This is a genomic window from Rhizobium sp. BK316, from assembly GCF_014193695.1.
GTDB lineage: Bacteria > Pseudomonadota > Alphaproteobacteria > Rhizobiales > Rhizobiaceae > Rhizobium.
Map to the genome: position 1 here is coordinate 63,629 of NZ_JACHZR010000003.1, position 25,421 is coordinate 89,049.

The window sequence follows — 25,421 nt, forward strand, 5'->3', positions numbered from 1 at the left end:
CTCAAACGCCCAGGTGAGCGTCCAGGGTTTCGGGTGAGGCGAGAAGCGCTTCGGAGGTGTTGCGGTAGGTGACCGCGCCTCGTTCGAGAACGATGACCTCGTCCGTCAGCGGCAGTACCTTGCGGGCCTTCTGCTCGACGATGATCGCCGACATGCCTTCGCCGGTGACGATGCGGCGCAGGGCTGCCAGAAGCTCGTCGACGATGATCGGGGCGAGGCCTTCCAGCGGCTCGTCGAGCAGCAGAACCTTCGGATTGAGCATCAGCGCGCGGGCAATGGCGAGCATCTGCTGTTCGCCGCCGGAGAGTTGGTTACCAAGATTGCGGCGGCGTTCCCTAAGGCGCGGAAACATCTGATAGATGCGGCCGATATTCCAGGCGCCGGAGCGGGCACTGGCCGTCAGGTTCTCCTCTACCGTCAGCGAACGAAAGATGTTGCGCTCCTGCGGCACCCAACCGATGCCAAGCGGGGCGCGCTTCTCTGCCCGCAGCCGGGTGATATCGCGCTGCTGCAAGTGGATGGAGCCGGCATGGTGGGTGGTGACACCAATGATCGTATTGAGCAGCGTGGTCTTGCCGGCGCCGTTGCGGCCGAGCAATGCCAGCGAGCGGCCTTCCTCCAGCGTAAAATCGACCTTGGCGAGGATATGGGCCTCGCCATAACCGGCGACGAGGCGTTCGATCCGCAGCAGTTCGGCCATCAGGCGTCCTCCCCGAGATAGATGGCTTTGACCTGCGGATCTCTGGAGATTTCGGCGACAGTCCCCTCGGCGAAGAGCGCGCCGGCGGCGAGCACCGAGATGCGGTCTGCGAAGGAAAAGACGAGGTCCATGTCGTGTTCGATCAGCACGACCGTGACGTTGGCCGGCAGGTCGCGGACGATGCCGAGAACCTCATGGCGTTCCTCTTCGGGAACGCCGGCGGCGGGCTCGTCGAGCAGCAGGACCTTCGGCTGCATGGCAATCGCCAGCGCGATTTCCAGCAGGCGCTGCTTGCCATAGGGCAGGAGCGTTGTCGGCGTGCCCATGGCATCGATCAGGCGGAAACGCTCCAGCAAGCTGGCGGCTTCATCAGCCACTTCGCGGTCTGCCGAGAGCGGCCGCCAGGCGAAACGGCCATGGCCTTTGCGTTCGCTGATTGCCAGCATGACGGAGTCGAGAGGCGTGAAATCGCCGAAGAGCTGGTTGATCTGGAAGGTGCGGGAAAGACCCTTGCCGACGCGTCGATAGGAGGACAGGCCGGTAATGTCCTCGCCAGCGAGCAGGATCTCGCCGCTGTTCGGTGTCAGCACGCCGGTCAGCAGGTTGATGATCGTGGTCTTGCCGGCGCCGTTCGGGCCGATCAGCGCATGGCGGGCGCCCTGGCGGATCTGCAGCGAGACGTCGTTGGTGGCAATAAAGCCACCGAAGCGCTTGACGAGATGGCGGGTTTCCAGCGCAAGCGTCATTTGTTTTCCTCCGCGACGGTGTGCGGCACCTGCGTCTCGCGTTTACGTGCCGTGCCCGGCAGCAGGGTCTGCCAGCTTGTGAGACGCTCGCGGCCGACCAGAACGATGATGATGAGCACGAGGCCGATCCAGAACATCCAGTATTGCGGGGTGATGACCGAGAGCCAGTTGCGCAGGATGGAGAAGAGGACCGCGCCGAAGACGCCGCCATAGAGATAACCGACGCCGCCGATGACCAGCACCAGCAGTACCTCGGCCGATCGGTGGAAGGCGAGCACGTCGGGCGAGACGAAGCTCGTCGTCTGCGTCAGCAGGGCTCCTGCGATGCCGGCGTAGGCAGCCGAGATCGTGTAGATCGCAACGATGCGGCGGGTGGGCGAGATGCCGAGCATGGAGGCACGACGCTCGTTGCGCTTGATCGCCTTCAGTGACAGACCGAAAGGCGAATTGACGATGCGGCGGGCGATGTAAGTCAGAACGACAAGCACGATCAGACAGTAGATATAGCCGGTGCGGCCCCAGAGATCGAATTCGAAATAGCCGAGGATCGGATTCAGCATCACACCGCTCAGACCGTCGGCGCCGCCGGTGAGCCAGGCTGCCTGATTGACGACTTCGGCAAGCAGCATGGCGACGCCGAAGGTGGTCATCAGGCGCGTCAGGTCGGAGCCTCGCAACACGAGGAAACTCGTCAGGAAGCCGAAGAGGCCGCTGACGACAGCAGCTGCCAGCAGGCCGACGATTGGTTCGCCGGAGACATGCACAGCGAAGAGACCGGCCGCATAGGCGCCGAGGCCGAAGAAGGCGGTATGGCCGAGCGAGACTATGCCGGCATAACCGAGGATCAGATCCAGCGAAATGGCAAAGAGTGCCAGGATGGCGATCTCCGTCAGGATCAGCATTTGTGACGGCAGGACGAAGATCGCGGCGATAGCGACCAGCCAGAGAGCAAATTCCCAGATCTGCCAGCGGCCGGCGCGCTTCAAGAGCTTTATGGCCTCCATAGAGGCGTTGTTGTATTCGCCGCTCATCGGCCGCCCTCCCGGGAAAAGAGGCCATGGGGCCGGAGGATCAGCACAAGGATCATGACGGCATAGATGATGAAGGCGCCGAGCTGCGGCACGTAATATTTGCCGGCGACATCGGCGATACCGAGCAGAAGTGCTGCGATGAAGGGGCCGGTGATGGATGAGGTACCACCGACGGTGACGACGATCATGAAATAAATGAGGTATTTCAGCGGAAAGTTCGGGTCGAGGCCGAGCAGTTCGGTGCCGAGCGCGCCGCCGAGACCTGCAAGGCCGGAGCCGAGCGCAAAGGTCAGCGCGAAGATGACGGAGACATTGATGCCCATGCCGCGCGCGACACGTCCATCATCCACGGCGGCGCGAAGCTGGCTGCCGAAGCGCGTGCGGGTGAGCGCCAGTTGCAGCGCGATCGTCAGCACCGCGCAGATGACGATGATGAAGAGCCGGTAGCGGCCAATATCGACACCCATGAAGCCGAAGCGGCCGCTGAGTTCGGGCGGCAGATTGATCAACTGCTGCTGGCCGCCCATGAAATAGTCAATCGCGGCAATCGACATGAAGACAAGGCCGATCGAAAACAGCACCTGATCGAGATGCGACGCCGAATAGAGGCGACGGTAGAGCAGACGTTCGAGCACCACGCCGACAAGCGCCGTAAGGATGAAGGCGGCCGGCAGGCACCAGTAGAAGGAAATGCCGTAGCGGTTCATCATGATGACGGTGATATAGCCGCCGGCCATGGCGAAGGCGCCGTGCGCCAGATTGACGAAATTCATCAGGCCCAGCGTGACCGACAATCCGCAGGCGAGAACAAAGAGAAGCATGCCGTAGGCGATGCCGTCGAACAGGATTGTCAGCATGAGACCTCACTGCATCCAGGCGGCGGAATTGCTTCCGCCGCCTGTTTCACAGGCTTACTTGGCAGCCGTATTCGGATCGTGGATCTTTGGATAAGTGGCGAACTCGACATTGTAGAGCTCGCCATTCTTTTCTTTGACCTCGCGCATGTAGATGTCCTGTACGATGTCGCGGGTTGCCGGATCGATGGTAACAGGGCCGCGTGGGCTGACGAATTCCATGCCCTTCATGGCGTCGACGAGCTTGGTTCCGTCCGTATCGCCGCCTGTCTTTTCGAGCGCGGCATAGGCGACATGCATGGCGTCATAACCGCCGACCGACATGAAGTTCGGGCGCATGTTCTTGTTGGTCTTGCGAATTTCGGCGACGAAGGCCTTGTTTTCCGGGCTGTCGTGATCGGTCGAATAGAAGTGTCCGGTAATCACGCCCTTGGCAGCCGGCCCCATGCCGTTCAAGAGGTCGTCATCGGTCACGTCGCCGGTGGCGATCAGCTTGATGCCAGCATCTGCGAGGCCGCGATCGACGAACTGCTTCATGAAGATTGCGCCGACGCCCGAAGGCACGAAGACGAAGAGGGCATCAGGCTTGGCATCGCGCACGCGCTGAAGGAAGGGTGCGAAATCCGGGTTCTGCAAGGGAACACGGAGCGCTTCGACGACCGTGCCGCCTTCCTTCTTGAACTGGTCGGTAAAGCCCTTTTCGATGTCGATGCCTGGACCGTAATCGGTCACCAGCGTGACGACCCGCTTCAGATTGTTCTGGACAGCCCAAGTGGCGACCGGAACGGCGGATTGCGGGCCGGCCATCGAGGTGCGCACGAAATAGGGCGACTGTTTCATGATGGCTGAGGTCGTGGCCGAAGTGATGATGGCCGGGACCTTGGCTTGATTCAGAACCGGGGCGACACCCATGGCAAGCGGCGTCAGGCCGAAGCCGACGAGCATCTTGACGCCGTCATTGACGACGAGTTCCTGGGCGATGCGGCGGGTCTGATCGGCGGTACCGGTATCGTCACGCAGGACAAGTTCGATCTTCTTGCCTGCAACCGTGTCGCCATTGATTGCCATGTATGCGCGAGCGCCGGCCTCGACCTGGCGTCCGGTTGAGGCGAAAGGACCCGTCATCGGCAGGATCACGCCGATCTTGACCGTTTCCTGTGCAAATGCAGGCGCGCCGGCAAGTGTGGCGAGCGCCGCGCCGGCTATCAATAGTCTTCTCGAAAACGAAATCATGTATACTCCTCCCATTGTTGCGCACCATACCTCTCTCCGGGAGATATGCCCGCGACCCGAACGTTTTCCCTCTCTCCTCCAGAGGAAAAAGCTGATGTCGCGAAATTGCTCAGCAACATCAATGTATACATAAAACTTGACATGGCACAAGCTGCCGCCATCAGTCAGCCCCGCCAATTGGGCTTGGCAAAACGGCCATGAAAGCTTCGGCCGACGGTGTTTCGCCCCTCCTGATTTTGCGTTTTGCCAAAGCAAATTTTCGATCGTCGTAACTCTGTCATATAGCTATGGCGAGAACGTGCTTTATCGAGCGGATTGAATAGGGAGCGTGCCATGATCGAAAACACTCAGCTCGACCGTATCAAGAACGAAATCGCCGATAGCTTCGACGAGGAGCTGGAAATGCAGATGGAGGAGGACCGGCTCGACGAGCTGGTTGCTGAAGGCATGTCCGGCCCGGCCGAGCAGACGCTCGACCGCAAGCTTTACTTCCGCGAGCTCTTCCGCCTGCAGCATGAGCTCGTTCGTCTTCAGGACTGGGTCCAGTACAAGAAGCTCAAGGTCGTCGTGCTTTTCGAAGGCCGCGACTCCGCCGGCAAGGGCGGCGCGATCAAGCGCGTGACCCAGCGCCTCAACCCGCGTGTCTGCCGCGTGGTCGCCCTTCCGGCGCCGACCGAGCGCGAACGGAACCAGTGGTATTTCCAGCGCTATGTTCCGCATTTGCCGACAGCGGGCGAAATGGTGCTCTTCGATCGCAGCTGGTACAACCGCGCCGGTGTCGAGCGTGTGATGGGCTTCTGCACGAAGGATGAGTTGGAAGAGTTCTTCCGTTCGGTGCCGGAATTCGAGCGCATGCTGGTGCGTTCCGGCATCATCCTCATCAAGTACTGGTTCTCGATTACCGACGAGGAGCAGGAATTCCGCTTCAACATGCGCATCCACGATCCGCTGAAGCAGTGGAAGCTTTCGCCGATGGACCTGCAGAGCCGCGTCCATTGGGAAGAATATACCAAGGCCAAGGAAGAGATGCTGGACCGCACGCATATCGACGAAGCGCCGTGGTGGATCGTCCAGGCGGTGGACAAGAAGCGGGCGCGCCTGAACTGCATCGCGCATATGCTGAGCCAGATTCCCTATGAAGAGGTCCCGAAGGAAGAGATCGTGCTTCCCGAGCGCGTGCGTCACGAAGACTACCAGCGTATCCCGGTTCCGCCGGAACTCTACGTCCCTGAAGCCTACTGATTTGTACGAGCCGCTGCCGGTTCTGCCGGCAGCGGCTTCTCAATGCGCCGACTGCTGCTTGGCTCGGGCGACGATCTGCGTCGGATTGACGAATTGCAGCGCGATGATGAGCCAGAAGAGCGTCGTTACCATATAGATCACCGCCATCGCATCGATCGACTGGCTGGCGCGTACGCCGGATGCGAAGACCGCGTAATAGAGCGAGACGACGAGCGTCTGCGTTTGCGGTCCGGCGATGAGGAAGGTCAGCTCGAACATCGCCAGCGTGCGTACCAGAACGAGTAGAAGTGCTGCCAGCATGCCGGGCAGCAGGAGCGGCAGCAGAATACGGATGAAGAGGCTGGTGGTGCCGGCGCCGAAGACACGGGCGGCTGCCTCGATGCGCGGATCGATCTGCTCGATGAAAGGGATCATGACGAGCACGACGAAGGGGAAAGACGGCACGAGATTGATCAGTACTACGCCCCAGAACGTGCCGCCGAGACCCAGCTGGTAAAGCACTGTGGCCAGCGGAATACCATAGGTCAGCGGTGGGATCAGCAGCGGCAGCAGGAAGAGCAGGATGATGGCGCGCTTGCCCGGAAAGTCGCGCCGCGCCAGCGCATAGGCGGTCATCACGCCGAGAATGCCGGAGATGAGGACGACGACGAAGGCCATCTCGAAGGTGACGATGACGACGCTGGAAAGCTGGAACTCATTCCAGGCGCTGAAGTACCAGCGATCCGTCCAGCCGCGTGGCAGCCATGTGCCGAGCCAGCGTGTGGCGAAGGAATTGACGATCACGGCTGCGATGACTGCAAGCAGATTGAGGACGAAGAGGGTGGCGAGCGCCCAGACGGCGATGCGCCAGATCTTCGAGGTAAGGCCCTGGTCACGGATCATGGCTCAGCCTTTCGTGCCGCCGGCAGGGCCGCGGTAGAAGAACGAACGTGCGCCGAGAATGGCGACGACAACGATGAGCTCGACGCCGCCCATGATCAGGGCGATCGCCGTGCCGTAGGAATGGTCATACTGCTCGAAAGCGGCCTGATAGGCGGCAATCGAGATGACCCGCGTCGGCCCTGCCGGAGCGCCAAGCAGGACGGCTGACGGGAAAACGGCGAAGGCCTGCACGAAAGAGAGGCAGAAGGTCACGGCAAGGCCGGGCACCAGAAGCGGCAGGAAAACGCGCATGAAGCGCTGCCGTGCATTGGCACCGAGCGTGGCGGCAGCCTGCTCGATCGCTGGATCGATGCCGGTGATGTAGGACAGCGTCAGCAGGAACGCGAAGGGAAAACCGGTAATCAGCAGCGAGGCAAAGACGCCCCAGTAGTTGTTGGTGAGCTTGACCGGCGAATCCAGGATGCCGAACAGGATCAACGTCTCGTTGAACCAGCCTCGCGGGCCGAGAAAGGTCAGCAGGCCATCTGCGACGAAGACGGTGCCGAGCGTGATCGGCAGCACCAGGATCGTCGTCAGAAGACGCTGGCGGCGCATCAGTCGGACGCGAAAGGCAATCGGTACTGCGAAGGCCAGGTTGACGATGGTGACAGGCAAGGCGAGCCACATGGTATTGGCGATCGTGCCGTACTGGAACTGGTCGGAGAAGAACTTCGCGTAGTTCTCGTACCAGATCCCGCCATCCTTCGGCATCAGCGAATCCGCGACGCCATAGACGAAAGGATAGATGAAGAGGGCGATCATGAATATGAGGCCTGGCAGCACAAGAAGCGTCGTGCCGTCGAGGCCTTGTGCGGCAAGCCTTGTTTTCAGCGACGGGCCGCTCATGCTGCCCCCTTGAAGACGAGCGAGCGGCCTGCAACTGGCTGAAGCGAGGCAGCAGCACCGCGCGGCAAAGCATCATCGGCGCGGAAATAGAGTTCCGATCCATCCTTCGAGCGGGCCATGCCGAAGAAGGCGCGGCCGCGATATTCGGTGCTGGCAACGGTGACGGGGATGCCCGTGCCGTCGGTGGTCGCGACGAGGTCTTCCGGACGTACGGAGAGAACGGCGGCATCGCCGACCTTGAGCGTATCGCGCATGGTGCCGGTCAGCCGCGCGCCGGCGGCTTCGATTTCTGCCTCATTGCCGGAGACGGAGACGACGCGGCCGGGGATGCGGGTGCGGAAGCCCATGAAATCGGCGACATTGATATTGACCGGGCGCTGGTAGAGATCCTGCGGCGTGCCGATCTGCTGGATATGGCCCTGGCTCATGACGACGATACGGTCGGCAAGCGACAGCGCCTCGTCCTGGTCGTGGGTGACATAGATGGTGGTCGAGCCGATCTGGTCGTGGATGCCGCGGATTTCGGCGCGCATTTCCAGGCGCAGCTTGGCGTCGAGGTTAGAGAGTGGTTCGTCCATCAGCACGATCGGCGGGCGGATGACGATAGCGCGGGCAATGGCGACGCGCTGCTGCTGGCCGCCGGAGAGCTGGCCGGGCAGCTTGTCCGCCTGGCTTTCGAGGCGCACGAGGGCGAGTGCATCGATGACGCGCTTGTCGGCTTCCTCGCCACGAATGCCCTGCATCGCGAGGCCGAAGCCCACATTCTTGCGTACGCTCATATGCGGGAAGAGGGCGTAGCTCTGGAAGACCATGCCAAAGCCGCGCTTTTCCGGCTCCAGCTGGTCGATGCGATTGCCGCCGAGGCGGATTTCCCCGCCGGAAAGGCCAAGCAGGCCGGCAATGCAGTTCAGTGCCGTGGATTTGCCGCATCCAGAGGGGCCGAGAAGTGCGATGAATTCGCCGGGTTCAATCGTGAGATCGATGCCGTCGAGGGCGTTGTATGCGCCGAAGGATCGCTTGATGCCATCAAGCTCAAGGCGCGCATTCTTCCGCGATGACAGCGCTGCTGCGTTTTGAACCGGCAAAGTCAATGCAATCTCCATTTGTCGGCGGTCATGCCGCTAGAAATCCGGCGCCGGAAACCGGCGCCGGCTCATTCGATCATCAGCGATCAGCCCTTCTTGGCGCCGATCTTTTCGTCCCAGATGCGGAAGGCCTGCACGAGCTGCTTGGGCTCAAGCGGCACTTCCAGTGGGCTGCCGGCGATCCAGTCGGCATATTCCGGCCGGCCGAATTCCTTGATGATTTCCTGGCTTTCTGCCGGGGCCATTTCGAGGGTGACGTCCTTGACCGCCGGGCCGGGATAGAAGTAGCCGGCGTCATAGGCGATCGCCTGCTGTTGAGGCTGGTAGATGTGGTTGAGGACGTCGAGCAGAACGCCGATCTTCTCGTCGGAAACGCCCTTCGGAATCGCCGCATAGTGGGCGTCGGTGACCCAGTGGAAACCTTCAAGCTTGCCGACCTTGGCTTCCTCGGGGACTATGCCGAGTGCGCGGGGGTTGATATCCCATCCGGTCGTCGTAGCGACGATGTCGCGCGTGCCTTCGCCGAGTTCCTTGAAGACGACTGCGGTGCCGGTCGGGTAGTATTCGATGTTCTCGCCGAGCGCAGCCAGATATTCCCAGGTCTTGGCCCAGCCATTGACCGGGTCGCGCGGGTTGCTGTCGCCGAGCAGATAGGGCAGGCCCATCAGCAGTGTGCGGCCGGGGCCGGAATTTGCAGGGCGGGCATAGAGGAACTTGTTCTTGTTCTGCTTCGTCCAGTCGAGCAGCTCCTGTGCCGTCTTCGGCGGGGTCGCCACCTTGTCAGGCATGTATTCGATCAACGGGCCGGACGGGTAATAGGTGATGACGACGCCCTGATCCTTGGCGAGCGCCTGCATCTTGAATGCCTGCGGCAGCAGGATGCTTTCAAGGTTGGGAAGTGCCGACTTGTGGCTGGACAGGTCGACCCAGAGGCCTTGGTCGACACCAGCCGAAAGCGCGTCTGTGCCGGTCAGTACGAGGTCGATATCGACCTTGCCGGCGGCCTGCTGGGCCTGGATCTTGGCCGGCAGCTCCGGGGCCGGGGCCTTGGTGAAGGAGAAGCTGGAGACGAATTCCGGCTTCGCTTTGGCGTAGTTTTCGAACATGCCCTGCGTCAGCGCCAGGTTGCCGGCGACATCGACGATGGTGATGGTCACCGGGCTTGCAGGCGCCTTCGCCTGAGCGAAAGCCCGAAACGGCAACATCCCGGCCGCGGCGACGCCGGCAGCTCCGCCGACGAATGTTCTGCGTGTGATCTTCATTCTATCCTCCTCCTTTGCGGCGGTGCCGGCATTTGCCCCGAGCGCCGCCCGTTTGCATCGCAATGCACGTCCCATGCCTCGATGCGCCGGTTTTCCGGCGGCATCAAATGCTCGCAGCTCGAAGCTTTTCCTCCGGATGCAATGCCATGCCAGCGTTCTCCTCCGCGGCATGTCTTGGCAACAGAATTCAATTGATATACTAGTATGCACGAAAGTGTCAACGTCCCGAGACCATGCATGCGGCAGGCTTCCGACCCTGAAATCCTCGCCTTCCCGGCACCGCGCGATGCCGGTGGAAAAATCCGGCGCGTGACGACGGCGGCGGCAATCCATGAGCGGCTGCATGCCGATATCGTGTCGCTGAGGATTCCGCCTGGCACGGTGCTGCAGGAAAAGCGCATCGCCGAGGATTTTGGCGTCAGCCGTACGCCTGTGCGTGAAGCGCTGCTGAGGCTCTCCGAAGGCGGCCTCGTCGATATCTATCCGCAATCGGGCACGGTGGTTTCGCGGGTGCCGGTCTCTGCGATTCCGGAGGCCGTCGTCGTGCGCAAGGCGCTTGAGGGAACGACGGTCGAGATGGCGGCAAGCATTGCGACGGAGGCCGATATTGCGCGGCTGGATGCGATCATCGCCCGGCAGAAAACGCATGCCGCACTCGGCAATGCCTCAAGCTTTCATGAGGAGGACGAGGCATTCCACGAGGCGATCACACAGATTGCCGGCTATCCCGGCATCTGGATCATTCTGAAGACGGTGAAGGTGCAGATCGACCGGGCGCGACGCCTGACGCTGCCGGTGCTCGGACGCATGGACAATGTCGTGCGCGAACACATAATGATCCGCGATGCCATCGCGGCGCATGATATCGCAGCGGCGCGCGAAGCCATGATTCATCACTTGAGCGCCGTTATACCCGACGTGGCGGAACTGCGATCGCAGTTCCCCGACTATTTCTGCTGAGAAAACGAACGACAGACCAAGGGAGAGAGACGAAATGCGGCAAGGTTGGAGATGGTTCGGGCCGGAGGCGCCGGTCACGCTGGACGAGGTGCGCCAGACCGGTGCGACAAATATCGTTTCGTCGTTGCATCAGGTGCCGATCGGCCGCGTATGGACCGAGGCGGAGGTGCGCGAGCGCCAGTCACTGATCGAAACGACACCTGCCGGCCGCTCGCAACTGACCTGGAGCGTCGTCGAAAGCATCCCGATCCCCGATGCCGTCAAGCGCAAGGGCGCGCAGGCCAAGGCTGAAATCGAAGCCTGGATCGCCAGCCTCGAGGCCGTTGCTGCCTGCGGCATCCCGATCGTCTGCTACAACTTCATGCCCGTGGTCGACTGGACGCGCACCGACCTCGACTATGTCACGCCGACCGGCGCAACTGCCATGCGCTTCGACCATGAGCGCTTTGCCGCCTTCGAGCTGTTCGTTCTCCAGCGTCCGGGTGCAGCCGAGGAATATTCCGACGAAGACAAGGCGCGGGCCAAGATCGTCTATGAAAGCATGACCGAAGCGGAAATCGCCGAGATTACCCGCATCATCACCTCTGCTCTGCCCGGCTCGACGACCGAGCCGCTGACCATTCCTGCGTTCCGTGAGAAGCTCGTCGCCTACCAGGGCATCGATGCGAAGAAGCTTCGCCAGCATCTCATCGAGTTCCTGGAAGCTGTCGTGCCGGCTGCGGAAGCGCGCGGTGTAAAGCTGACGCTGCACCCTGACGATCCGCCACGCTCGCTGTTTGGCCTGCCGCGCATCGCTTCGACGGCTGAGGATTATGCAGCGCTTTTCAATGCCGTGCCGGCTGCGGCCAACGGCATGTGCTACTGCACCGGCAGTCTCGGCGTGCGCGCCGACAACGACCTGCCGGCGATTGCCCGTCGCTTTGCCTCGCGTATCTATTTCGCCCATCTGCGCGCCACGACCCGTGAGGGCGATGGCCGCACCTTCCATGAAAGCGCGCATCTCGAAGGCGATGTGGACATGGTTGCCGTGCTGAAGGAACTGGTTGCCGAGGATCGCCGCCGCAGCGCCGATCAGTCGATCGTATTCCGCTCGGATCATGGCCACCGCATGCTCGACGACCTGCAGAAGAATGTCACGCCCGGCTATCCGGCAATCGGCCGTCTTCGTGGCCTCGCCGAGCTGCGCGGCATTCTGCATGCGCTTGACGCGCCGCCGACCTGATTTCTCTGCTTTTATGCAATGCCAGCAAAACGGCTGTACAGTTTTGCTGGACCTTGCGAAAAAGAGGAGACCCCCTTCGATGAAGAGAAAAGCCTCATGTTCATGCGGCGCCCTTGCACTTATAGCACATGGCCGTCCTCGAAAGGTATCGGTCTGTCATTGCAACGCATGTCAGCGCCGGACCGGATCGAGCTTCGGAGTGGCGGTCTTTTTTGCAGCTGAGGCAACCGAAGAAACTGGCAAGGCCGCCGTCTATCGCCGGATCGGAGACAGTGGCAGATCGCTGGAATTTTACTTTTGTCCAGCTTGCGGTACCACGGTTTTTTGGAAACCCGAATTCCGGCCTGGGCTCACAGCGGTCGCATTCGGTTGCTTCGACGACAAACAGGGATTGGAGCCGTCTCAGACGGTATACGACGAAAATCGTGACAAATGGGTCCTAATCGAGGTGACGCCTGTTTCACCCGCATGACGTCTGCCGGCTTCGTCGGAAAAGATCGGATGCATCATAGCGGTCGATCAGTCCCTGCGGCCAGTTACCGGCGATGATGTTGGTGCGCAAGCCGAGCTTGTCGGCTTGCGGAAAGCCGTCAGCGCCAGAGGAGGGGAGGATCAGAAATGCGTCCGGCTGATGTCTTCCGGGCGGCGATGCGCGGCAATGCGGACCGGCTGGTATTCATAGATCGCATTTTCCGGTTCCAGACGCAGAAGCGCACAATGGAACTTGTAATTCGCACCGGTCACGATGTTGGAGAAGATCACATCCATCAGGATGTTCTTCCCGACGCTGATAAATATCGGGCGCTTGAGCTTTATCATGGCGTTCACCTCGTTTTTCTATCCAGTGAATTGGATTTAACAAGATGTATATTACTATTTTGCACTTCCGTCTTGAATTATACATAGGTGTATAATTCGAATTAATCTAGAGATGGAAATAATACTCCGGAATGGGACGCAGTGGAGCCTTACGGCTTCAAAGCCATTTCCAGATAGTTGATGAGGGAATCGAACTCGACCGGCTTGCCCAGAAAGGCCAGCGCACCGCCTTCCATCGCGGCCGTGCGGGTTCGTTCGTCGCGATAGGATGTCATGAAGATCATCGGCGGCTTTTCAGGTTCGCCGTTGAGGATTTCCTGCAGTTCGATGCCGCTGAGGCCCGGCATCTTGACATCGACCAGCATGCAATCGATTGCCGCCCTGTTGTCAAATGCTAGGAACTCTTCCGCGGAGGCGAAAAGCTTGCTCTGGTAGCCGCAGGAGTGGATCAGATCGTCGAGCGCCTCCCGAATGGCCTGGTCGTCGTCGACGACCGCGATTGTGGATGTATGTGACACGAGATTGGTAGCCTTGCTTATTCTTGTATTACCTGGGTTTCATTATGAGGCTCGGGATTGTCTCGCGGTACCATACAAGGGTCTAGGTTCCGCTATCTGCCTTCCAGCATCTCGGACTTGCGCACCAGATCGGCCACGGAGCGGACCTGCATCTTGCGCATCACATTGCCGCGATGCAGCTTTACGGTGATCTCGCTGATGCCGAGATCGTAAGCGATCTGCTTGTTCATCAAGCCCTTGACGACGGCAGCCATCACTTCCCGCTCGCGAGGGGTCAGCGTATCGACCAGCGAGGCAACGGCGTCGCTCGCGGCCATCTCTCGCCGGCGAGCCATGTCCTTTTCGATCGCGACGCCAACGGCGTCGAGAATATCCTGATCGCGGAAGGGCTTGGTCAGGAAGTCGACGGCGCCGGCCTTCATGGCGCGCACACTCATCGGAATATCGCCGAAGCCGGTCATGAAGACGATCGGCATCCTGCTGCCGATCCGTTCAAGATGAAGCTGGAAATCCAGGCCGCTGAGACCGGGCAGGCGCACATCGAGAAGGATACAACCGGGCCGGTGCAGATCGGCCTTGTCGAGAAAAGCGGTCGTCGTGGCGAAGGAGGCGGCTTCCATCTGGATCGACCGGAAGAGATCGACCAGCGACTCGCGGATAGATTCGTCATCATCGACGACATAGACGATCGGCAATGCGGACTGAGCGGCTGCCTTCGATGCGGCACTAGTGTCGGTCATGGTCGTCCTCAATCGGTATGATCATTTCGAAGATGGCGCCGCCCTCAGGGTGGTTGCTGGCGGTGAGCTGGCCGCCTCTGGCTTCCAGCGTGCTGCGGCAGATGGAGAGCCCCATGCCCATCCCGGCGGGCTTGGTCGTGAAGAAGGGGGTGAAGAGCTTCGCCATGGCCTCCTCGCTGATGCCGGGGCCGAAATCCCTGACGGAGAGCGTCACGAATATATCATCCTTCCTGGCGAGCGAGATCAGAATCTTGCGCTGGTCGATTGCTGTTTCCTGCATGGCCTGTATGGCATTGGTGACGAGATTGATAAGCACCTGCTGCAGCTCGATGCGGATCGCTTTCACCGCGGGCGGCTTTTCGGCCGGGTCGACCTCGAAGCTCACCATGTCTCGCTGGAAATCGTGCTCCATCAAGGCGCGTGTTTCCTCGATCAGCGTTTCGAGATCGACATATTCAGGCGTGCGGTCGGTATGGGACAGCATGGAGCGGGTGTTGTGGATGATCTCGCTTGCGCGCTGGCTGTCGCGGATAATGCGCTCGGCTGAGCGGCGTACGGCGGCAAGATCTGGCGGTTCGCGGTTCAACCAGCGAAGCAGCGTCTGTGCATTGACGACAATGGCGCCAAGCGGCTGGTTGAGTTCATGGGCGAGGGAGGCGGAAAGCGTGCCGACGGTTGCTGCGCGTGAAGCGCGGGTAAGCTCGTCCTGTGCTTCACGCAGGGCCTTCTGCATCATTTCCCGCTGAGTGATATCCACCATGCCGACTACCACGCGGTTGAAGGCGGCGGGATCCTCGGGAAAACTCATGCTCATGATGACGAGCCGGGTCTCGCCATTTTCAGCGACCAGATTGCCTTTGCCCTCGAAATGCCGCTCTCCGCGAAAGATGGCATTCATCAGATCCAGAAAGGTATCGTCGTCAGGGGCGATGTAACGGCGCATCGTGCGCGATGGCAGGCCGCCGGCGACATGGCCGAGCAGCTCCAGTGCCGCGTCGTTGGAGGCGATGGTGCGGATGAGGCCCGTGCAGGTGGCGATGATGCCGGGATTCGTTCGATAGTAATCCTTGAGGTCGCTCACACCTTCCGCCTTCAAGGACATCAGGAAGGCTCGCACTGCGGAATAATCGCGCTCCCAGAGCGCGATGCGGCTGTGCTCGAAAATATAGCGGAAGCGGGTCTCGCTGTCGCGAAGATGCAGGTTGGCCTCGATAAGCCCGGCGCGCGCGGTTTCGTTTCGGAGAATGAGGGCACAGGTGATGGTGATCGCGGCTAGAGAAACCGCAAAGCGCAACTGCGCCGGAACATCTTCCACCAGGCCGTGCGAATAGAGATAGGCAAAAAGTGTTAGAGCGGCGCAGATGACCGCAAGCAGCGTTGTTCCGATCCTCGTCAGCATTTCGGCGGCCAGCAGCAGCACGATCACATAGAGGACCGCGATGGCGCTTTGGATCTCGGTGAAGGTATCGACGTAGAATACGGCGGCGCCAAGAACCAGTGCGATCAGCCCGAGCGTGATTTCATGCGACGGTGTTCCTCGCCGGTTGATCAGCTTCGACAATACAGATGATCCCATGTCCCCTCGCTGTGGCTCCGGTCTTTATTCACACCGGTTAATTCTAGTGTAGCTTAATGCGGTGTTTGGCCGCGCAAAGCTATACAAAAGTGTTGGAAGTAACGGGTGAGAAGTGCCGGTAAACCAAAAGGAAAGACCGTCCCGGGCGGCGGGACGGTCTATGGCGGATGGGAGGATCCGCGGGGCTTTGGCGGAGGGGAGCGCCTGCCCTAGAGGTGGCAAGGGGCGGTGCCACCAGCTTGAAACCGTGAATGGTCAGGTCGGTTCCGAGCTACGAGTAGAAGGTAGATCGAAGAGCTTTTCCGCATAACTATACTTAGGTTTTGGTCCGGCCATACGAAGCGGCAGGTCCGTTTCTGCGCGAATGGCTTTGAAACTTGTCTGCGCGGGGAAAGGAATGCCATATCTCATTTTGAGATAATCGCATCGAATAAACCTATTTGTCACAATAGTGTCGCCACGCCATAGTCCTGACAGGGAGAAACACTTTTAGGACATTGCTGTGGAATGTGTGCGCTTTGGCCAGACCGGCCTGAAGGTTTCGTCGCTTTGCCTTGGTACTATGGGTATCGGCACATCCCGGTGGAAGGGTTGGGTGCTCGACGAGGAGAAGTCGGTGCCGATCCTCAAGAAGGCGCTCGATGTCGGCATCAACTTCTTCGATATGGCGGACTGGTATTCGACCGGCGTCAATGAGCAGGTCGTTGCGCGCACGCTTTTGTCGCTGACGGACCGCGAAAGGCTGGTGCTCGCCACCAAGGCCTTCTACCCGATGAGCGACGATCCGAACGACAAAGGCCTGTCGCGCAAGCATCTGATGGCATCGATCGACAAGTCGCTGAAGCAGATGGGTACCGACTATGTCGATCTCTACATCATCCACGCCTTTGACCCGGAAACGCCTGTTGACGAGACGATGAGCGCGCTCCACGATATCGTGAAGTCAGGCAAGGCGCGTTATATTGGCGCCTCCACCATGTATTCCTGGCAGTTCGCCAAGATGAACCATGTCGCCGACAAGAACGGCTGGACGCGGTTCGTCAACATGCAGTGCCAGTATTCGCTGCTCTACCGCGAGGAGGAGCGCGAAATGATGCCTTACTGCCATGACGAGGGGATCGCGGTCACGACCTTCTCGCCGCTCGCCCGCGGTTATCTTGCCGGTGGCGGTTCTGCGCCGCGCATCGCCCATGACCTCTATCTCGACTGGTTCGGCGACGAGATCGACCAGGAGATTGCCAAGCGCGTCAACGAAGTCGCTGCCAAGCGCGTCAAGACGGCGAGCCAGATCGCCCAGGCCTGGGTCATTGGTTCCGGCAACAGCACGGTTCCGATCGTCGGCACGGAGAGCCCCGAGCATGTCGTTGCCGCAATCGAAGCTGCTGCGATCGAGCTGACGGCGGAAGAACGCATCTTCCTTGAAGAGCCCTACCGCCCGCGCGACATGATCAACGATTACAATCCGATCCGTCGCCCCCGCTCTCTTTCGAAGGCATAATGGGTTCGACTCGCATCGCTACTGGAGATTTCAATGCTTTATATCGGTGAAGGCTTCGAGGGTTCCGGCCCGAACGCTGCCCATATCAATCTCTATCTCGGCCCGAAGAATGGTCCGATTTCCGGCGCGCTCGCCGGTGCGGCCGCAAGCCCCGGTCCCGGCCACCTGCCGTTCCAGGCGGTGTTGAAGCCGAACCTGCCGGCGAAACCCGTGACGCTCTTCATTGCAAAGGCAGTGATGGAATCCGGTTCGTCGCATGAGCTGATGACTTGGGGGCCTGCGCAGGCCGGTGTCGCTGCCGGCATCACCGCCGCACTGCTCGACGCTTCGCTGCCGGCCGAGGCCGAGGACGACTGGTTGGCGATCGCCGCCGTCTGGGTCAATCCATCGGCAAACGACGCCGAAGAAGTATATCATAACAACAAGGCTGCGACGCATCTTGCAGCCAAGCGTGCACTGATGAAAGGTTGGCCGTCGCGTGCCGAGCTTGCCGAAGGCGTAGCAACGGTCGGTAATCCATTTTTCACGCCTAAGGTCGCCTGACATGAAACTTATCGAAGACAATGCGCTGATCGGCGAAGGCTGGGGCAGTGCTGCTGACGGCAAGCGCTTCGCCGTGCTCAACCCAGCCGACGGCAGCGAGCTTGCGACCGTGCCGGATTGCGGCGCGACTGAGGCCCAGCGGGCGGTCGATGCCGCTGCGAAGGCCTTCAAGACCTGGCGCAAGACGATCGCCTCGGAGCGCTCTGCGGTGCTGCGCCGCTGGGCGGAGCTAATGCTTGCCAATCAGGAAGACCTCGCGCGGCTGCTGACGGCCGAGCAGGGCAAGCCCCTTGCGGAGGCGCGCGGCGAGGTCGCTTATGCGGCAGGCTTCCTGACCTGGTTTGCCGAAGAGGGCCGCCGTGCCCATGGCGGCGTCGTGCCATCCCACAAGGCCGATGCCCGCATCGTCGTCATGAAGGAGCCGGTTGGTGTTGTCGCGGCGGTCACCCCGTGGAACTTCCCGTTGGCGATGATTACCCGCAAGGTCGGACCGGCACTTGCGGCGGGCTGCACCATCATCATCAAGCCGGCTGAAGACACGCCGCTTTCGGCGCTGGCGCTTGCCCGTCTCGGCGAGCAGGCCGGCGTTCCCGCCGGTGTCGTCAGCGTGGTGACGACGAAGTCGCCGGCTGATGTCGTCGGCGTCTGGATGAAGAGTCCCGTTGTCCGCAAGCTTTCGTTTACGGGATCGACGGCGACCGGCAAGCTGCTCATGCGTCAGAGCGCCGATACGGTGAAGCGCATCAGCCTCGAGCTCGGCGGCAACGCGCCGCTGATCGTCTTTGACGATGCCGATATCGATCAGGCCGTGCGCGGCACGATCGCCTCCAAATTCCGCAATACCGGACAGACCTGCGTCTGCGCCAACCGCATCCTCGTTGAGGACGGCATCTATGATCGCTATGCCGAGGCGCTTGCTAAGGCTGTTGTGGCCATGAAGGTGGCGCCCGGCATCGAGGACGGCGCGGCACAGGGACCGCTCATCAATGCGCCGGCGCTGACGAAGGTCGAGCGGCATGTGGCCGATGCCGTCGAAAAGGGCGCCAAGGTACTGACCGGCGGAAAGCCGCACGAACGTGGCGGCCTGTTCTACGAGCCGACGGTGTTGACCGGCATGACGACCAAGATGGCGCTTGCGGCCGAAGAGACTTTCGGTCCAGTTGCCGGCCTTTTCCGCTTCAAGGGCGAGGAAGAGGCGATCGCGCTTGCCAATGATACGGAAACCGGTCTTTCGGCCTATTTCTTCACACAGAATCTCGGCCGCGCCTGGCGTGTGGCCGAGGCTCTGGAAGCGGGAATGGTTGGCATCAACGAGGGCGTAATCTCGACGGAAGTCGCTCCCTTCGGCGGCGTCAAGCAGTCGGGTCTCGGCCGCGAAGGTGCTGCCGAAGGGCTCGATGAATATCTCGAGAGCAAATACGTCCTGTTCGGCGGGCTTGCGGGATAATGACGGAGGATCGCTCTCCCCAGACGAAGAAGGAGCCGGCGGTCGATCGCCGCCGGTTGCCGCTGAATGCGCTAAGGGCCTTCGAGGCTGTCGCGCACCACGGCAGCTTCACAGCGGCAGCCGCCGCGCTCAACATTTCGCAGAGCGCGCTTTCGCGGCATGTCATCGGTCTGGAAGAGAGCATCGGGCGCAAGCTGTTCGAACGCGGCCATAAGGCCACGACGCTGACGGATGACGGACGCTCGCTCGCCACCGGTATTGGCAAGGGTTTCGACCGTATCGAGCAGGCGCTGAAGGAGGTCTGTGCGCCGGACGAACAGCGCCAGCGCAAGCTGCGCATCAACCTGCCGCCGAGCTTTGCGATGAAGCTCACCGTCCCGTTGCTCACCGATTTCCGGCGCAGCTTCCCGGATGTGCTGCTGGAGATTTCGACACCTTACGGCGTACCGGACAGCGAATTCGATGTCGCGGTCGTCTACACGCGACCGGCCGTCGATGAATGGATCACCGACCTGCTCTGGGAGGAGCGGCCGACGATCCTTTGCCATCCCGATCTGGTCAGGGGAGGGGTTTCGGATATCGCGGCTTTCATCGCGGCAAACGAAATCATTCACATCAAGATCGTCGACATGGAGCCCTACCTCACCTGGCAGCGCTTCCTCGTGCAGAACGGTCTGGGCGGGGTTTCCGTGGCGCGCGGCGTGACATTCGACAGCGCCAGCCTCGGGGTTCAATACGCCTTGTCGGGGCAGGGTTTGGTGCTGGCAGATCCGGCACTGTTTCGGGAGGAAATAGAAAGCGGCCGCCTGGTTGCCCCGATCACCGCACATTATTACGAAGGCTTCGGCTATTACCTGAAGACCGATGCGGAAGGGCTGGTGGATCCACTGATTACAGGGTTTCGATCCTGGATCATCAGCCGCTTCAGCAATCGCATGGTGAACGAAGGGGAAAGGCCCGCCCTGCGCATCGTGTCCGGCACAGAGGGTGCCTGATAGCGACCATACTGCCCATTCAAGGAGGAGGCAGATCATGACTGAATTGAAGACCAGCAGCGGCAAGCCGCTGCATCCCTCGGTGCCGGAACTGTGCGAACAAGTCCGTGCCGGCAAGATCGACCGCCGCGGCTTCCTGCGCGCCGTCGCCTGGCTCGGTGTGACGGCGGCTTCCGCCAGCGCCTTCCTTGGTGACAGCAAGCCGGCGCTCGCGCAGGAAACGCCCACGGATGGCGGCACGCTGCGTTTCGGCTGCCAGATCCAGGAACTGACCGACCCGATGATGACAAGCTGGATCGAGGCTTCGAACCTCTATCGCAACAGCCTGGAATTCCTGACCTTCGTCGATGCCGACAATGTCACGCATCCCTATCTCGCCAAGAGCTGGACGCCGTCTGCCGATCTCAAGACCTGGGACTTCGAGCTCGACGAGCGCGCCAAGTGGTCGAATGGCGATGCCTTCACGCCTGAAGACGTGATCTTCAACGTTGAGCGGTGGATCGCCCCGGATTCGCAATCTTCCAACAAGACCGCTTTCTCGGCTGTCGAGAAGGTGGAAAAGACCGGCGATCACGCCGTTCGCATCACGCTGTCGCGAGCAGTTTCCTCGCTGCCCGAGCAGCTTTATTCTTACACCTGCCCAATGCTGCACCGCGACTTCGTCAAGGGCGGCGCCAACTGGCCGGCCAATCCTGTTGGTACCGGTCCGTTCAAGCTGGACGCTTACGAAGTCGGCCGTCAGGCTGTCTTTTCCAAGCGCGCCGATTACTGGGGCAAGCCGGCCCATCTCGACGGCATCCAGTATATCGACCTCGGCACCGATATCACCACGCATCTCGCAGCCCTTTCGAGCGGCCAGATCGATATCATCTACCGCGCGACGATCGCCGAATACGATCTCATGAAGTCGCTGCCGAACATCCAGATCCTGACCGGCAAGGCGGCACACACGCTCGTCATGCGCATGCAGTCCGACCAGAAGCCGTTCGACGATGTTCGCGTCCGCAAGGCCGTGCAGCTTGCCGCCGACAACAAGCAGATGCTCGACGTCGCCTATCGCGGCGAAGGCGAAGTTGGTGCCAATTTCCACGTCTCGCCGGTTCAGCCCGATTACTTCGCGCTGCCGGCTGTGCCCCGCGATGTCGAGAAGGCCAAGGCCCTGCTCGCAGAAGCCGGCTACAAGGACGGTTTGGACCTTGAGCTGACTCTCGGCAATACGCAGGGTACCTGGGAACAGGATACTGCGCAGGTGCTGCAGCAGAATCTGGCCGAAGTCGGCATCCGGCTGAAGCTCAATGTGCTGCCGGCCTCTCAATACTGGCCGATCTGGGACAAGGTTCCTTTCGGCCTTACCTACTGGGCGCACCGTCCGCTCGGCGCCATGACGCTCGACCTCGCCTACCGTTCCGGCGGTGCCTGGAACGAGAGCCATTTCGCAAGCAAGGAGTTCGACGCCGCGCTCGACAAGGCGATGGCCGTCGTCGATCCGGCCAAGCGCCCTGAGGCCATGAAGGATGTCCAGCAGATCCTGCAGGATTCTGGCGTCATCATTCAACCCTACTGGCCGAACCGTTTCAGCGCCGCCGCCACCACCGTCCGCGGTTTCGTGCTCCATCCGGCGGATTATTTCCGCATGGATGGCGTCTGGCTCGCCAAGGCTTGATCTTCGGCGGGGCCGCCAGGCGCGGCCCCGACCCGGTAAAGAGGTGGTTCGTGACCGTTTTCCTTTTTATTCTCCGTAAACTGGCAAGCGCGCTCGCGGTGATGTTCACCGTGTCGCTGCTCGTTTACCTGGCACTCGAGGTCAATGTCGGCGATGTCGCCGTCAAGGTCCTCGGCCAGTTCTCGACGCCGGCACAGCGCACTCAGTGGCTGACGGCCAACGGTTACGACGATCCCTTCATCATTCGTTACGGCCGCTGGCTCTGGTCCTTCGTGACCGGCGACTGGGGCATGTCCACCTACTATCGTGCGCCCGTTGCCCAGCTGATCCCCGATCGGCTTGCAGCTTCCGGAATCCTTGCTGGCGGTGCGCTGCTGGTGATCGTGCCTGTCGGCCTGTTTGCAGGCATCATTGCCGGCATGCGTCAGGGTTCGGTTCTCGATCGTATCGTCTCTTTTGTCGCGATCGCGACGACCTCGATCCCGGACTTCGCTTCCGCCGTCTTCTTCTCCGCCGTGTTCGTGTTCTGGCTGCACTGGCTGCCAGGCGCCAGCACCATGCTATCCGGTTTCTCGCTGCAGCAGATCATTCTGCCGGTTTTGGTGCTCGGCTTTTATTCCACCGGTTACCTGGCGCGTGTCACCCGCGCCTCTATGATCGAAGTCATGGGCACGCATTACGTCCGTACAGCGCGGCTGAAGGGTGCGAGCACGGCACGCATCGTCTGGCGCCACGCATTGCGCAATGCGCTGATTACGCCGGTTACCGTCATCATGCTGCAGTTTCCCTGGCTGTTGTCCGGCGTCATCGTCGTAGAGGTTTTCTATGCCTATAAGGGCTTTGGCACGCTGCTCTATGACGCCGCGCTCAATAGCGATATCCGCCTCGTCGAAGCCTGCGCGATGGTGAGCGTCGTCGTCGTCGTCGCGACGCAAATCCTCTCCGACCTCGCCTATGGCTGGCTCAATCCTCGCGTCTCGCTGCTCGATGCAGCCAAGGGACGGAAGTGAGGGCGCCATGGTGAAGGTCGTACAACCCTACGTCTCCAATCCGATCATCCTGATCGGCGGCTTCCTGACGATCGGCTGGCTGCTGGTGGCGATTTTCGCGCCAATCCTTGCCCCTTATGATCCGATCCGCACGCTGCTGCCGCTTGCAAAGCCGGGTGCTGCCGATCGGTCCGGCGATGTGTTCTGGCTCGGAACCGACAAGCTCGGCCGCGATATTCTCTCGCGCCTGATCTACGGCGCGCGCACTGTGGTCGTGTTCTCGACACTCGCGACGGTGACTGCCTATGTGGTCGGCGTGGTACTCGGGCTCGTTGCGGGCTACTGGCGTGGCTGGGGCGATGCGGTGCTGTCCTACATCGCCAATGTGGTGCTCTCCTTCCCGGTGTTGGTTCTCTACATCGTCATCATCGTGGTGGTCGGCTCCTCGCCTTTCAACATCGTGCTTGCCGTCACCTTCGGTAGCGCGCCGGCGATCTTCCGCATCGTGCGCGGTATCACCATCGACGTTTCGAGCCGCGACTATGTGGCGGCCGCCGTGACCCAGGGTGAAAGCACCTGGCGCATCATGCTCTTCGATATTCTGCCCAATGCCAGCGGGCCGCTCGCAGTCGATTTCTGCCTGCGCCTTGGATATACGGCGATCACCATTGGCACGCTCGGCTTCCTTGGCCTCGGCCTACCGCCACCAACGCCGGATTGGGGCACGATGGTGAATGAAGGCCGCGCTATGGCAATCGCCTTCCCGCATCTCGTCATCTTTCCATGCCTTGCGATTTCGTCGCTGATGCTAGGCTTGAGCCTGCTGGCAGACGGATTGCGGGAAGTCTCGGAAGCGCAGGGGAGGCGTGCATGAGCAGCAACGAAAGCCAACCGATCCTCAGGGTCGAAAATCTGAGCGTCGCCCTGCCGAAGGGCGCCGACCGGCCCTATGCCGTGAAAGCTGCAAGCTTCGACCTCAGGCCCCGTGAAATTCTCTGCATCGTCGGCGAGTCCGGTTCGGGCAAGTCGGTGCTGTCGAGCGCGCTGATGGGAGCGGTGCCCGAGGGTCTCAAGATTGCTGACGGCAAGGTGGTGCTCGGCGATACCAATCTCGTCGGCCTCTCCGAGCGGGCGTTCCGGGCGATCCGGGGCAGCGATATCGCAATGATCTTCCAGGAGCCGATCGCCTCGCTCAATCCGGCGATGACGGTTTCCGCGCAGGTCGAGGAAGTCTTCGAACTGCATTCGGATTTCGATGCCGCCGAGCGGAAGAAGCGCGCTCGGGCGCTGATCGAATCCATGCATCTGCCGAATCCGGATCGCATCCTGCAGGCCTATCCGCATGAGCTCTCGGGTGGCCAGTGCCAGCGCGTCGTCATCGCCATGGCGCTTGCCATGAACCCGCGCGTGTTGATTGCCGATGAGCCGACGACGGCGCTCGACGTGACGACCCAGGCACAGGTGCTGAAGCTGGTGCGCGAGTTGCGCGACGTGCATGGCCACGGCATCGTCTTCATCACCCACGACTTCGGCGTGGTCGCCGATATTGCCGACCGCGTGGCGGTCATGCGCCATGGTGAGATCGTCGAGATCGGTGATGCGAAGCAGGTACTGACAGCACCAAGCCATCCCTATACGAAGGAACTCATTGCGGCCGTTCCGAGCCTGACGCCGCATGATCGGCCGGCACCGCCGCAGGGTGAGGAGCCGGTGCTTGCGGTGCATGATCTCCAGCATTCCTATGGCAGCGTTCAGGTTCTGAAGCATGTGGAACTGACCCTGCCGCCGGGCCGGGTGGTTTCTATCGTCGGTGAATCCGGTTGCGGCAAGTCCACGCTTGCCAAGGCCATGATCCGTCTGATCGAACCGAAAAGCGGCCGGGTGGAGGTTGCTGGTGCCGATCTTCTCGGTCTTGCGCCGGCGCCGTTGCGGGCGCGCCGCCGCTCGATCCAGATGATCTTCCAGGATCCGTTCGGCTCGCTCAATCCGCGCCGCCGCGTCGGGCCGATGATCGCCCGTTCCGCCATGCTTGCCGGTGTCGAGGCAGGCGAGGCACGGCGGCGCGCGGAGGAGTTGCTCGATCTCGTTGGCCTGCAGAAGAGCGCCTATTGGCGCAAGCCATCCGCATTTTCCGGCGGTCAGCGGCAGCGTATCGGCATTGCCCGGGCGCTTGCCATGCGGCCGGATGTGCTGATTGCCGACGAAAGCGTTTCGGCGCTCGACGTGTCGGTACAGGCGCAGGTTCTGAAACTGCTTCGCGAACTGCAGGAGAAGCTTCAGCTCGCCATCGTCTTCATCACCCATGACCTGCGTGTCGCCGCCCAGATCAGCGATGAGATCGTGGTGATGCAGAAGGGTGAAATCGTCGAGCGTGGCAGTGCAGCCCAGGTGCTGCGGGCACCGACGCATCCCTATACGAGAACGCTTCTCGACGCGGCGCCGGGCCGCAGCACGTTCTAGCTGCCGCCTTCCGGGCGTCGGCACCCTGTTCCGTTTCAACGCATGGCCGGCTTGAGCCGGCATGCGTGGAG

At 61.1% G+C, this 25,421-nt stretch carries 25 protein-coding genes; 12 read left to right on the forward strand and 13 right to left on the reverse strand.

Annotation, left to right across the window (positions count from 1 at the left end):
* Position 1: 1 nt before the first annotated feature.
* From FHT87_RS14375 to FHT87_RS14395, 5 genes are read right to left on the reverse strand one after another with little or no spacing between them, the layout of a single operon-like run.
* Entirely contained in the window at positions 2-700 is a 699-nt protein-coding gene (locus FHT87_RS14375; protein ID WP_183732541.1) for an ABC transporter ATP-binding protein, read from the reverse strand.
* Positions 700-1,446 (reverse strand): ABC transporter ATP-binding protein, encoded by a 747-nt coding sequence (locus FHT87_RS14380; RefSeq protein ID WP_183732538.1) that lies wholly within the window; start codon positions 1,444-1,446, stop codon positions 700-702. The genes FHT87_RS14375 and FHT87_RS14380 overlap by 1 nt, the downstream gene beginning before the upstream one ends.
* A complete protein-coding gene (locus tag FHT87_RS14385) occupies positions 1,443-2,477 on the reverse strand; it encodes a branched-chain amino acid ABC transporter permease (protein WP_183732535.1) in 1,035 nt (344 codons plus the stop codon). Before FHT87_RS14385 ends, FHT87_RS14380 begins: the two co-directional genes overlap by 4 nt.
* Entirely contained in the window at positions 2,474-3,334 is an 861-nt protein-coding gene (locus FHT87_RS14390) for a branched-chain amino acid ABC transporter permease (protein ID WP_183732532.1), read from the reverse strand. The genes FHT87_RS14385 and FHT87_RS14390 overlap by 4 nt, the downstream gene beginning before the upstream one ends.
* 54 nt (positions 3,335-3,388) lie before the next feature.
* The gene (locus FHT87_RS14395; protein WP_183732529.1) at positions 3,389-4,564 is read right to left on the reverse strand and encodes an ABC transporter substrate-binding protein; all 1,176 of its coding nucleotides are present in this window, start codon (positions 4,562-4,564) and stop codon (positions 3,389-3,391) included.
* A gap of 333 nt (positions 4,565-4,897) precedes the next feature.
* On the opposite strand from FHT87_RS14395, the gene ppk2 reads away from it, so the two are divergent.
* A complete protein-coding gene (ppk2, locus tag FHT87_RS14400; protein WP_183732526.1) occupies positions 4,898-5,806 on the forward strand; it encodes a polyphosphate kinase 2 in 909 nt (302 codons plus the stop codon).
* Between the two features lie 39 nt (positions 5,807-5,845).
* Here the strand turns inward: ppk2 and FHT87_RS14405 are convergent, their stop codons facing one another.
* The 4 genes from FHT87_RS14405 to FHT87_RS14420 all read right to left on the reverse strand — a co-directional run bounded on the left by FHT87_RS14405 (position 5,846) and on the right by FHT87_RS14420 (position 9,920).
* Complete coding sequence (locus FHT87_RS14405; protein ID WP_183732523.1) at positions 5,846-6,688, reverse strand: ABC transporter permease subunit; 843 nt, start codon at positions 6,686-6,688, stop codon at positions 5,846-5,848.
* 3 nt (positions 6,689-6,691) lie between these two features.
* Entirely contained in the window at positions 6,692-7,573 is an 882-nt protein-coding gene (locus FHT87_RS14410) for a sugar ABC transporter permease (RefSeq protein ID WP_183732520.1), read from the reverse strand.
* Positions 7,570-8,676 (reverse strand): ABC transporter ATP-binding protein, encoded by a 1,107-nt coding sequence (locus FHT87_RS14415; protein ID WP_183732517.1) that lies wholly within the window; start codon positions 8,674-8,676, stop codon positions 7,570-7,572. The genes FHT87_RS14410 and FHT87_RS14415 overlap by 4 nt, the downstream gene beginning before the upstream one ends.
* Positions 8,677-8,744: 68 nt before the next feature.
* Positions 8,745-9,920 carry an extracellular solute-binding protein gene (locus tag FHT87_RS14420; protein ID WP_183732514.1) on the reverse strand — a complete coding sequence of 392 codons (1,176 nt, stop codon included), beginning with the start codon at positions 9,918-9,920 and terminating at the stop codon, positions 8,745-8,747.
* Positions 9,921-10,157: 237 nt separating this feature from the next.
* Here FHT87_RS14420 and FHT87_RS14425 point away from each other — a divergent pair, with 237 nt between their 5' ends.
* The 3 genes from FHT87_RS14425 (at position 10,158) to FHT87_RS14435 (ending at position 12,574) form a co-directional block, all read left to right on the forward strand.
* Positions 10,158-10,880 carry a GntR family transcriptional regulator gene (locus FHT87_RS14425; RefSeq protein ID WP_183732511.1) on the forward strand — a complete coding sequence of 241 codons (723 nt, stop codon included), beginning with the start codon at positions 10,158-10,160 and terminating at the stop codon, positions 10,878-10,880.
* A 34-nt stretch (positions 10,881-10,914) separates the two neighbouring features.
* Positions 10,915-12,102: a mannonate dehydratase gene (uxuA, locus tag FHT87_RS14430; RefSeq protein ID WP_183732508.1), complete on the forward strand. Its 1,188-nt coding sequence runs from the start codon at positions 10,915-10,917 to the stop codon at positions 12,100-12,102.
* Between the two features lie 79 nt (positions 12,103-12,181).
* Positions 12,182-12,574 (forward strand): GFA family protein, encoded by a 393-nt coding sequence (locus tag FHT87_RS14435; protein WP_183732505.1) that lies wholly within the window; start codon positions 12,182-12,184, stop codon positions 12,572-12,574.
* Between the two features lie 140 nt (positions 12,575-12,714).
* Here the strand turns inward: FHT87_RS14435 and FHT87_RS14440 are convergent, their stop codons facing one another.
* The 4 genes from FHT87_RS14440 to FHT87_RS14455 all read right to left on the reverse strand — a co-directional run bounded on the left by FHT87_RS14440 (position 12,715) and on the right by FHT87_RS14455 (position 15,755).
* Entirely contained in the window at positions 12,715-12,921 is a 207-nt protein-coding gene (locus FHT87_RS14440) for a hypothetical protein (RefSeq protein WP_183732504.1), read from the reverse strand.
* 149 nt (positions 12,922-13,070) lie between these two features.
* Positions 13,071-13,439 (reverse strand): response regulator, encoded by a 369-nt coding sequence (locus FHT87_RS14445; RefSeq protein ID WP_183732501.1) that lies wholly within the window; start codon positions 13,437-13,439, stop codon positions 13,071-13,073.
* A gap of 92 nt (positions 13,440-13,531) precedes the next feature.
* Positions 13,532-14,179, reverse strand: a complete 648-nt coding sequence (locus tag FHT87_RS14450; RefSeq protein WP_183732499.1) for a response regulator transcription factor — start codon at positions 14,177-14,179, stop codon at positions 13,532-13,534.
* A complete protein-coding gene (locus tag FHT87_RS14455; RefSeq protein ID WP_183732497.1) occupies positions 14,166-15,755 on the reverse strand; it encodes an ATP-binding protein in 1,590 nt (529 codons plus the stop codon). Before FHT87_RS14455 ends, FHT87_RS14450 begins: the two co-directional genes overlap by 14 nt.
* A gap of 502 nt (positions 15,756-16,257) precedes the next feature.
* On the opposite strand from FHT87_RS14455, the gene FHT87_RS14460 reads away from it, so the two are divergent.
* The 8 genes from FHT87_RS14460 to FHT87_RS14495 are packed head-to-tail and all read left to right on the forward strand — an operon-like array spanning position 16,258 to position 25,350.
* Positions 16,258-17,253, forward strand: a complete 996-nt coding sequence (locus tag FHT87_RS14460; protein ID WP_183732494.1) for an aldo/keto reductase — start codon at positions 16,258-16,260, stop codon at positions 17,251-17,253.
* Between the two features lie 33 nt (positions 17,254-17,286).
* A complete protein-coding gene (gene fae / locus FHT87_RS14465; RefSeq protein WP_183732491.1) occupies positions 17,287-17,796 on the forward strand; it encodes a formaldehyde-activating enzyme in 510 nt (169 codons plus the stop codon).
* A gap of 1 nt (position 17,797) precedes the next feature.
* On the forward strand, positions 17,798-19,243 hold the full coding sequence (locus tag FHT87_RS14470) for an NAD-dependent succinate-semialdehyde dehydrogenase (RefSeq protein WP_183732489.1): 1,446 nt from the start codon (positions 17,798-17,800) through the stop codon (positions 19,241-19,243).
* Positions 19,243-20,238, forward strand: coding sequence for a LysR family transcriptional regulator (locus tag FHT87_RS14475; RefSeq protein WP_183732486.1), 996 nt, complete (start codon positions 19,243-19,245; stop codon positions 20,236-20,238). The genes FHT87_RS14470 and FHT87_RS14475 overlap by 1 nt, the downstream gene beginning before the upstream one ends.
* A 37-nt stretch (positions 20,239-20,275) precedes the next feature.
* Entirely contained in the window at positions 20,276-21,901 is a 1,626-nt protein-coding gene (locus FHT87_RS14480) for an ABC transporter substrate-binding protein (RefSeq protein ID WP_183802810.1), read from the forward strand.
* A gap of 50 nt (positions 21,902-21,951) precedes the next feature.
* Positions 21,952-22,911 carry an ABC transporter permease gene (locus FHT87_RS14485; RefSeq protein WP_348649366.1) on the forward strand — a complete coding sequence of 320 codons (960 nt, stop codon included), beginning with the start codon at positions 21,952-21,954 and terminating at the stop codon, positions 22,909-22,911.
* A gap of 7 nt (positions 22,912-22,918) precedes the next feature.
* Positions 22,919-23,764, forward strand: a complete 846-nt coding sequence (locus FHT87_RS14490; RefSeq protein WP_183802813.1) for an ABC transporter permease — start codon at positions 22,919-22,921, stop codon at positions 23,762-23,764.
* Positions 23,761-25,350: an ABC transporter ATP-binding protein gene (locus FHT87_RS14495; protein ID WP_183802816.1), complete on the forward strand. Its 1,590-nt coding sequence runs from the start codon at positions 23,761-23,763 to the stop codon at positions 25,348-25,350. Before FHT87_RS14490 ends, FHT87_RS14495 begins: the two co-directional genes overlap by 4 nt.
* Positions 25,351-25,421 lie beyond the last annotated feature (71 nt).

Coding starts and splice junctions, on each gene's coding strand:
- FHT87_RS14375 (WP_183732541.1), bottom strand. CDS start 700: ATGGCCGAACTGCTGCGGATCGAACGCCTCGTCGCCGGTTATGGCGAG.
- FHT87_RS14380 (WP_183732538.1), bottom strand. CDS start 1,446: ATGACGCTTGCGCTGGAAACCCGCCATCTCGTCAAGCGCTTCGGTGGC.
- FHT87_RS14385 (WP_183732535.1), bottom strand. CDS start 2,477: ATGAGCGGCGAATACAACAACGCCTCTATGGAGGCCATAAAGCTCTTG.
- FHT87_RS14390 (WP_183732532.1), bottom strand. CDS start 3,334: ATGCTGACAATCCTGTTCGACGGCATCGCCTACGGCATGCTTCTCTTT.
- FHT87_RS14395 (WP_183732529.1), bottom strand. CDS start 4,564: ATGATTTCGTTTTCGAGAAGACTATTGATAGCCGGCGCGGCGCTCGCC.
- ppk2 (WP_183732526.1), top strand. CDS start 4,898: ATGATCGAAAACACTCAGCTCGACCGTATCAAGAACGAAATCGCCGAT.
- FHT87_RS14405 (WP_183732523.1), bottom strand. CDS start 6,688: ATGATCCGTGACCAGGGCCTTACCTCGAAGATCTGGCGCATCGCCGTC.
- FHT87_RS14410 (WP_183732520.1), bottom strand. CDS start 7,573: ATGAGCGGCCCGTCGCTGAAAACAAGGCTTGCCGCACAAGGCCTCGAC.
- FHT87_RS14415 (WP_183732517.1), bottom strand. CDS start 8,676: ATGGAGATTGCATTGACTTTGCCGGTTCAAAACGCAGCAGCGCTGTCA.
- FHT87_RS14420 (WP_183732514.1), bottom strand. CDS start 9,920: ATGAAGATCACACGCAGAACATTCGTCGGCGGAGCTGCCGGCGTCGCC.
- FHT87_RS14425 (WP_183732511.1), top strand. CDS start 10,158: ATGCGGCAGGCTTCCGACCCTGAAATCCTCGCCTTCCCGGCACCGCGC.
- uxuA (WP_183732508.1), top strand. CDS start 10,915: ATGCGGCAAGGTTGGAGATGGTTCGGGCCGGAGGCGCCGGTCACGCTG.
- FHT87_RS14435 (WP_183732505.1), top strand. CDS start 12,182: ATGAAGAGAAAAGCCTCATGTTCATGCGGCGCCCTTGCACTTATAGCA.
- FHT87_RS14440 (WP_183732504.1), bottom strand. CDS start 12,921: ATGATAAAGCTCAAGCGCCCGATATTTATCAGCGTCGGGAAGAACATC.
- FHT87_RS14450 (WP_183732499.1), bottom strand. CDS start 14,179: ATGACCGACACTAGTGCCGCATCGAAGGCAGCCGCTCAGTCCGCATTG.
- FHT87_RS14455 (WP_183732497.1), bottom strand. CDS start 15,755: ATGGGATCATCTGTATTGTCGAAGCTGATCAACCGGCGAGGAACACCG.
- fae (WP_183732491.1), top strand. CDS start 17,287: ATGCTTTATATCGGTGAAGGCTTCGAGGGTTCCGGCCCGAACGCTGCC.
- FHT87_RS14470 (WP_183732489.1), top strand. CDS start 17,798: ATGAAACTTATCGAAGACAATGCGCTGATCGGCGAAGGCTGGGGCAGT.
- FHT87_RS14475 (WP_183732486.1), top strand. CDS start 19,243: ATGACGGAGGATCGCTCTCCCCAGACGAAGAAGGAGCCGGCGGTCGAT.
- FHT87_RS14480 (WP_183802810.1), top strand. CDS start 20,276: ATGACTGAATTGAAGACCAGCAGCGGCAAGCCGCTGCATCCCTCGGTG.
- FHT87_RS14490 (WP_183802813.1), top strand. CDS start 22,919: ATGGTGAAGGTCGTACAACCCTACGTCTCCAATCCGATCATCCTGATC.
- FHT87_RS14495 (WP_183802816.1), top strand. CDS start 23,761: ATGAGCAGCAACGAAAGCCAACCGATCCTCAGGGTCGAAAATCTGAGC.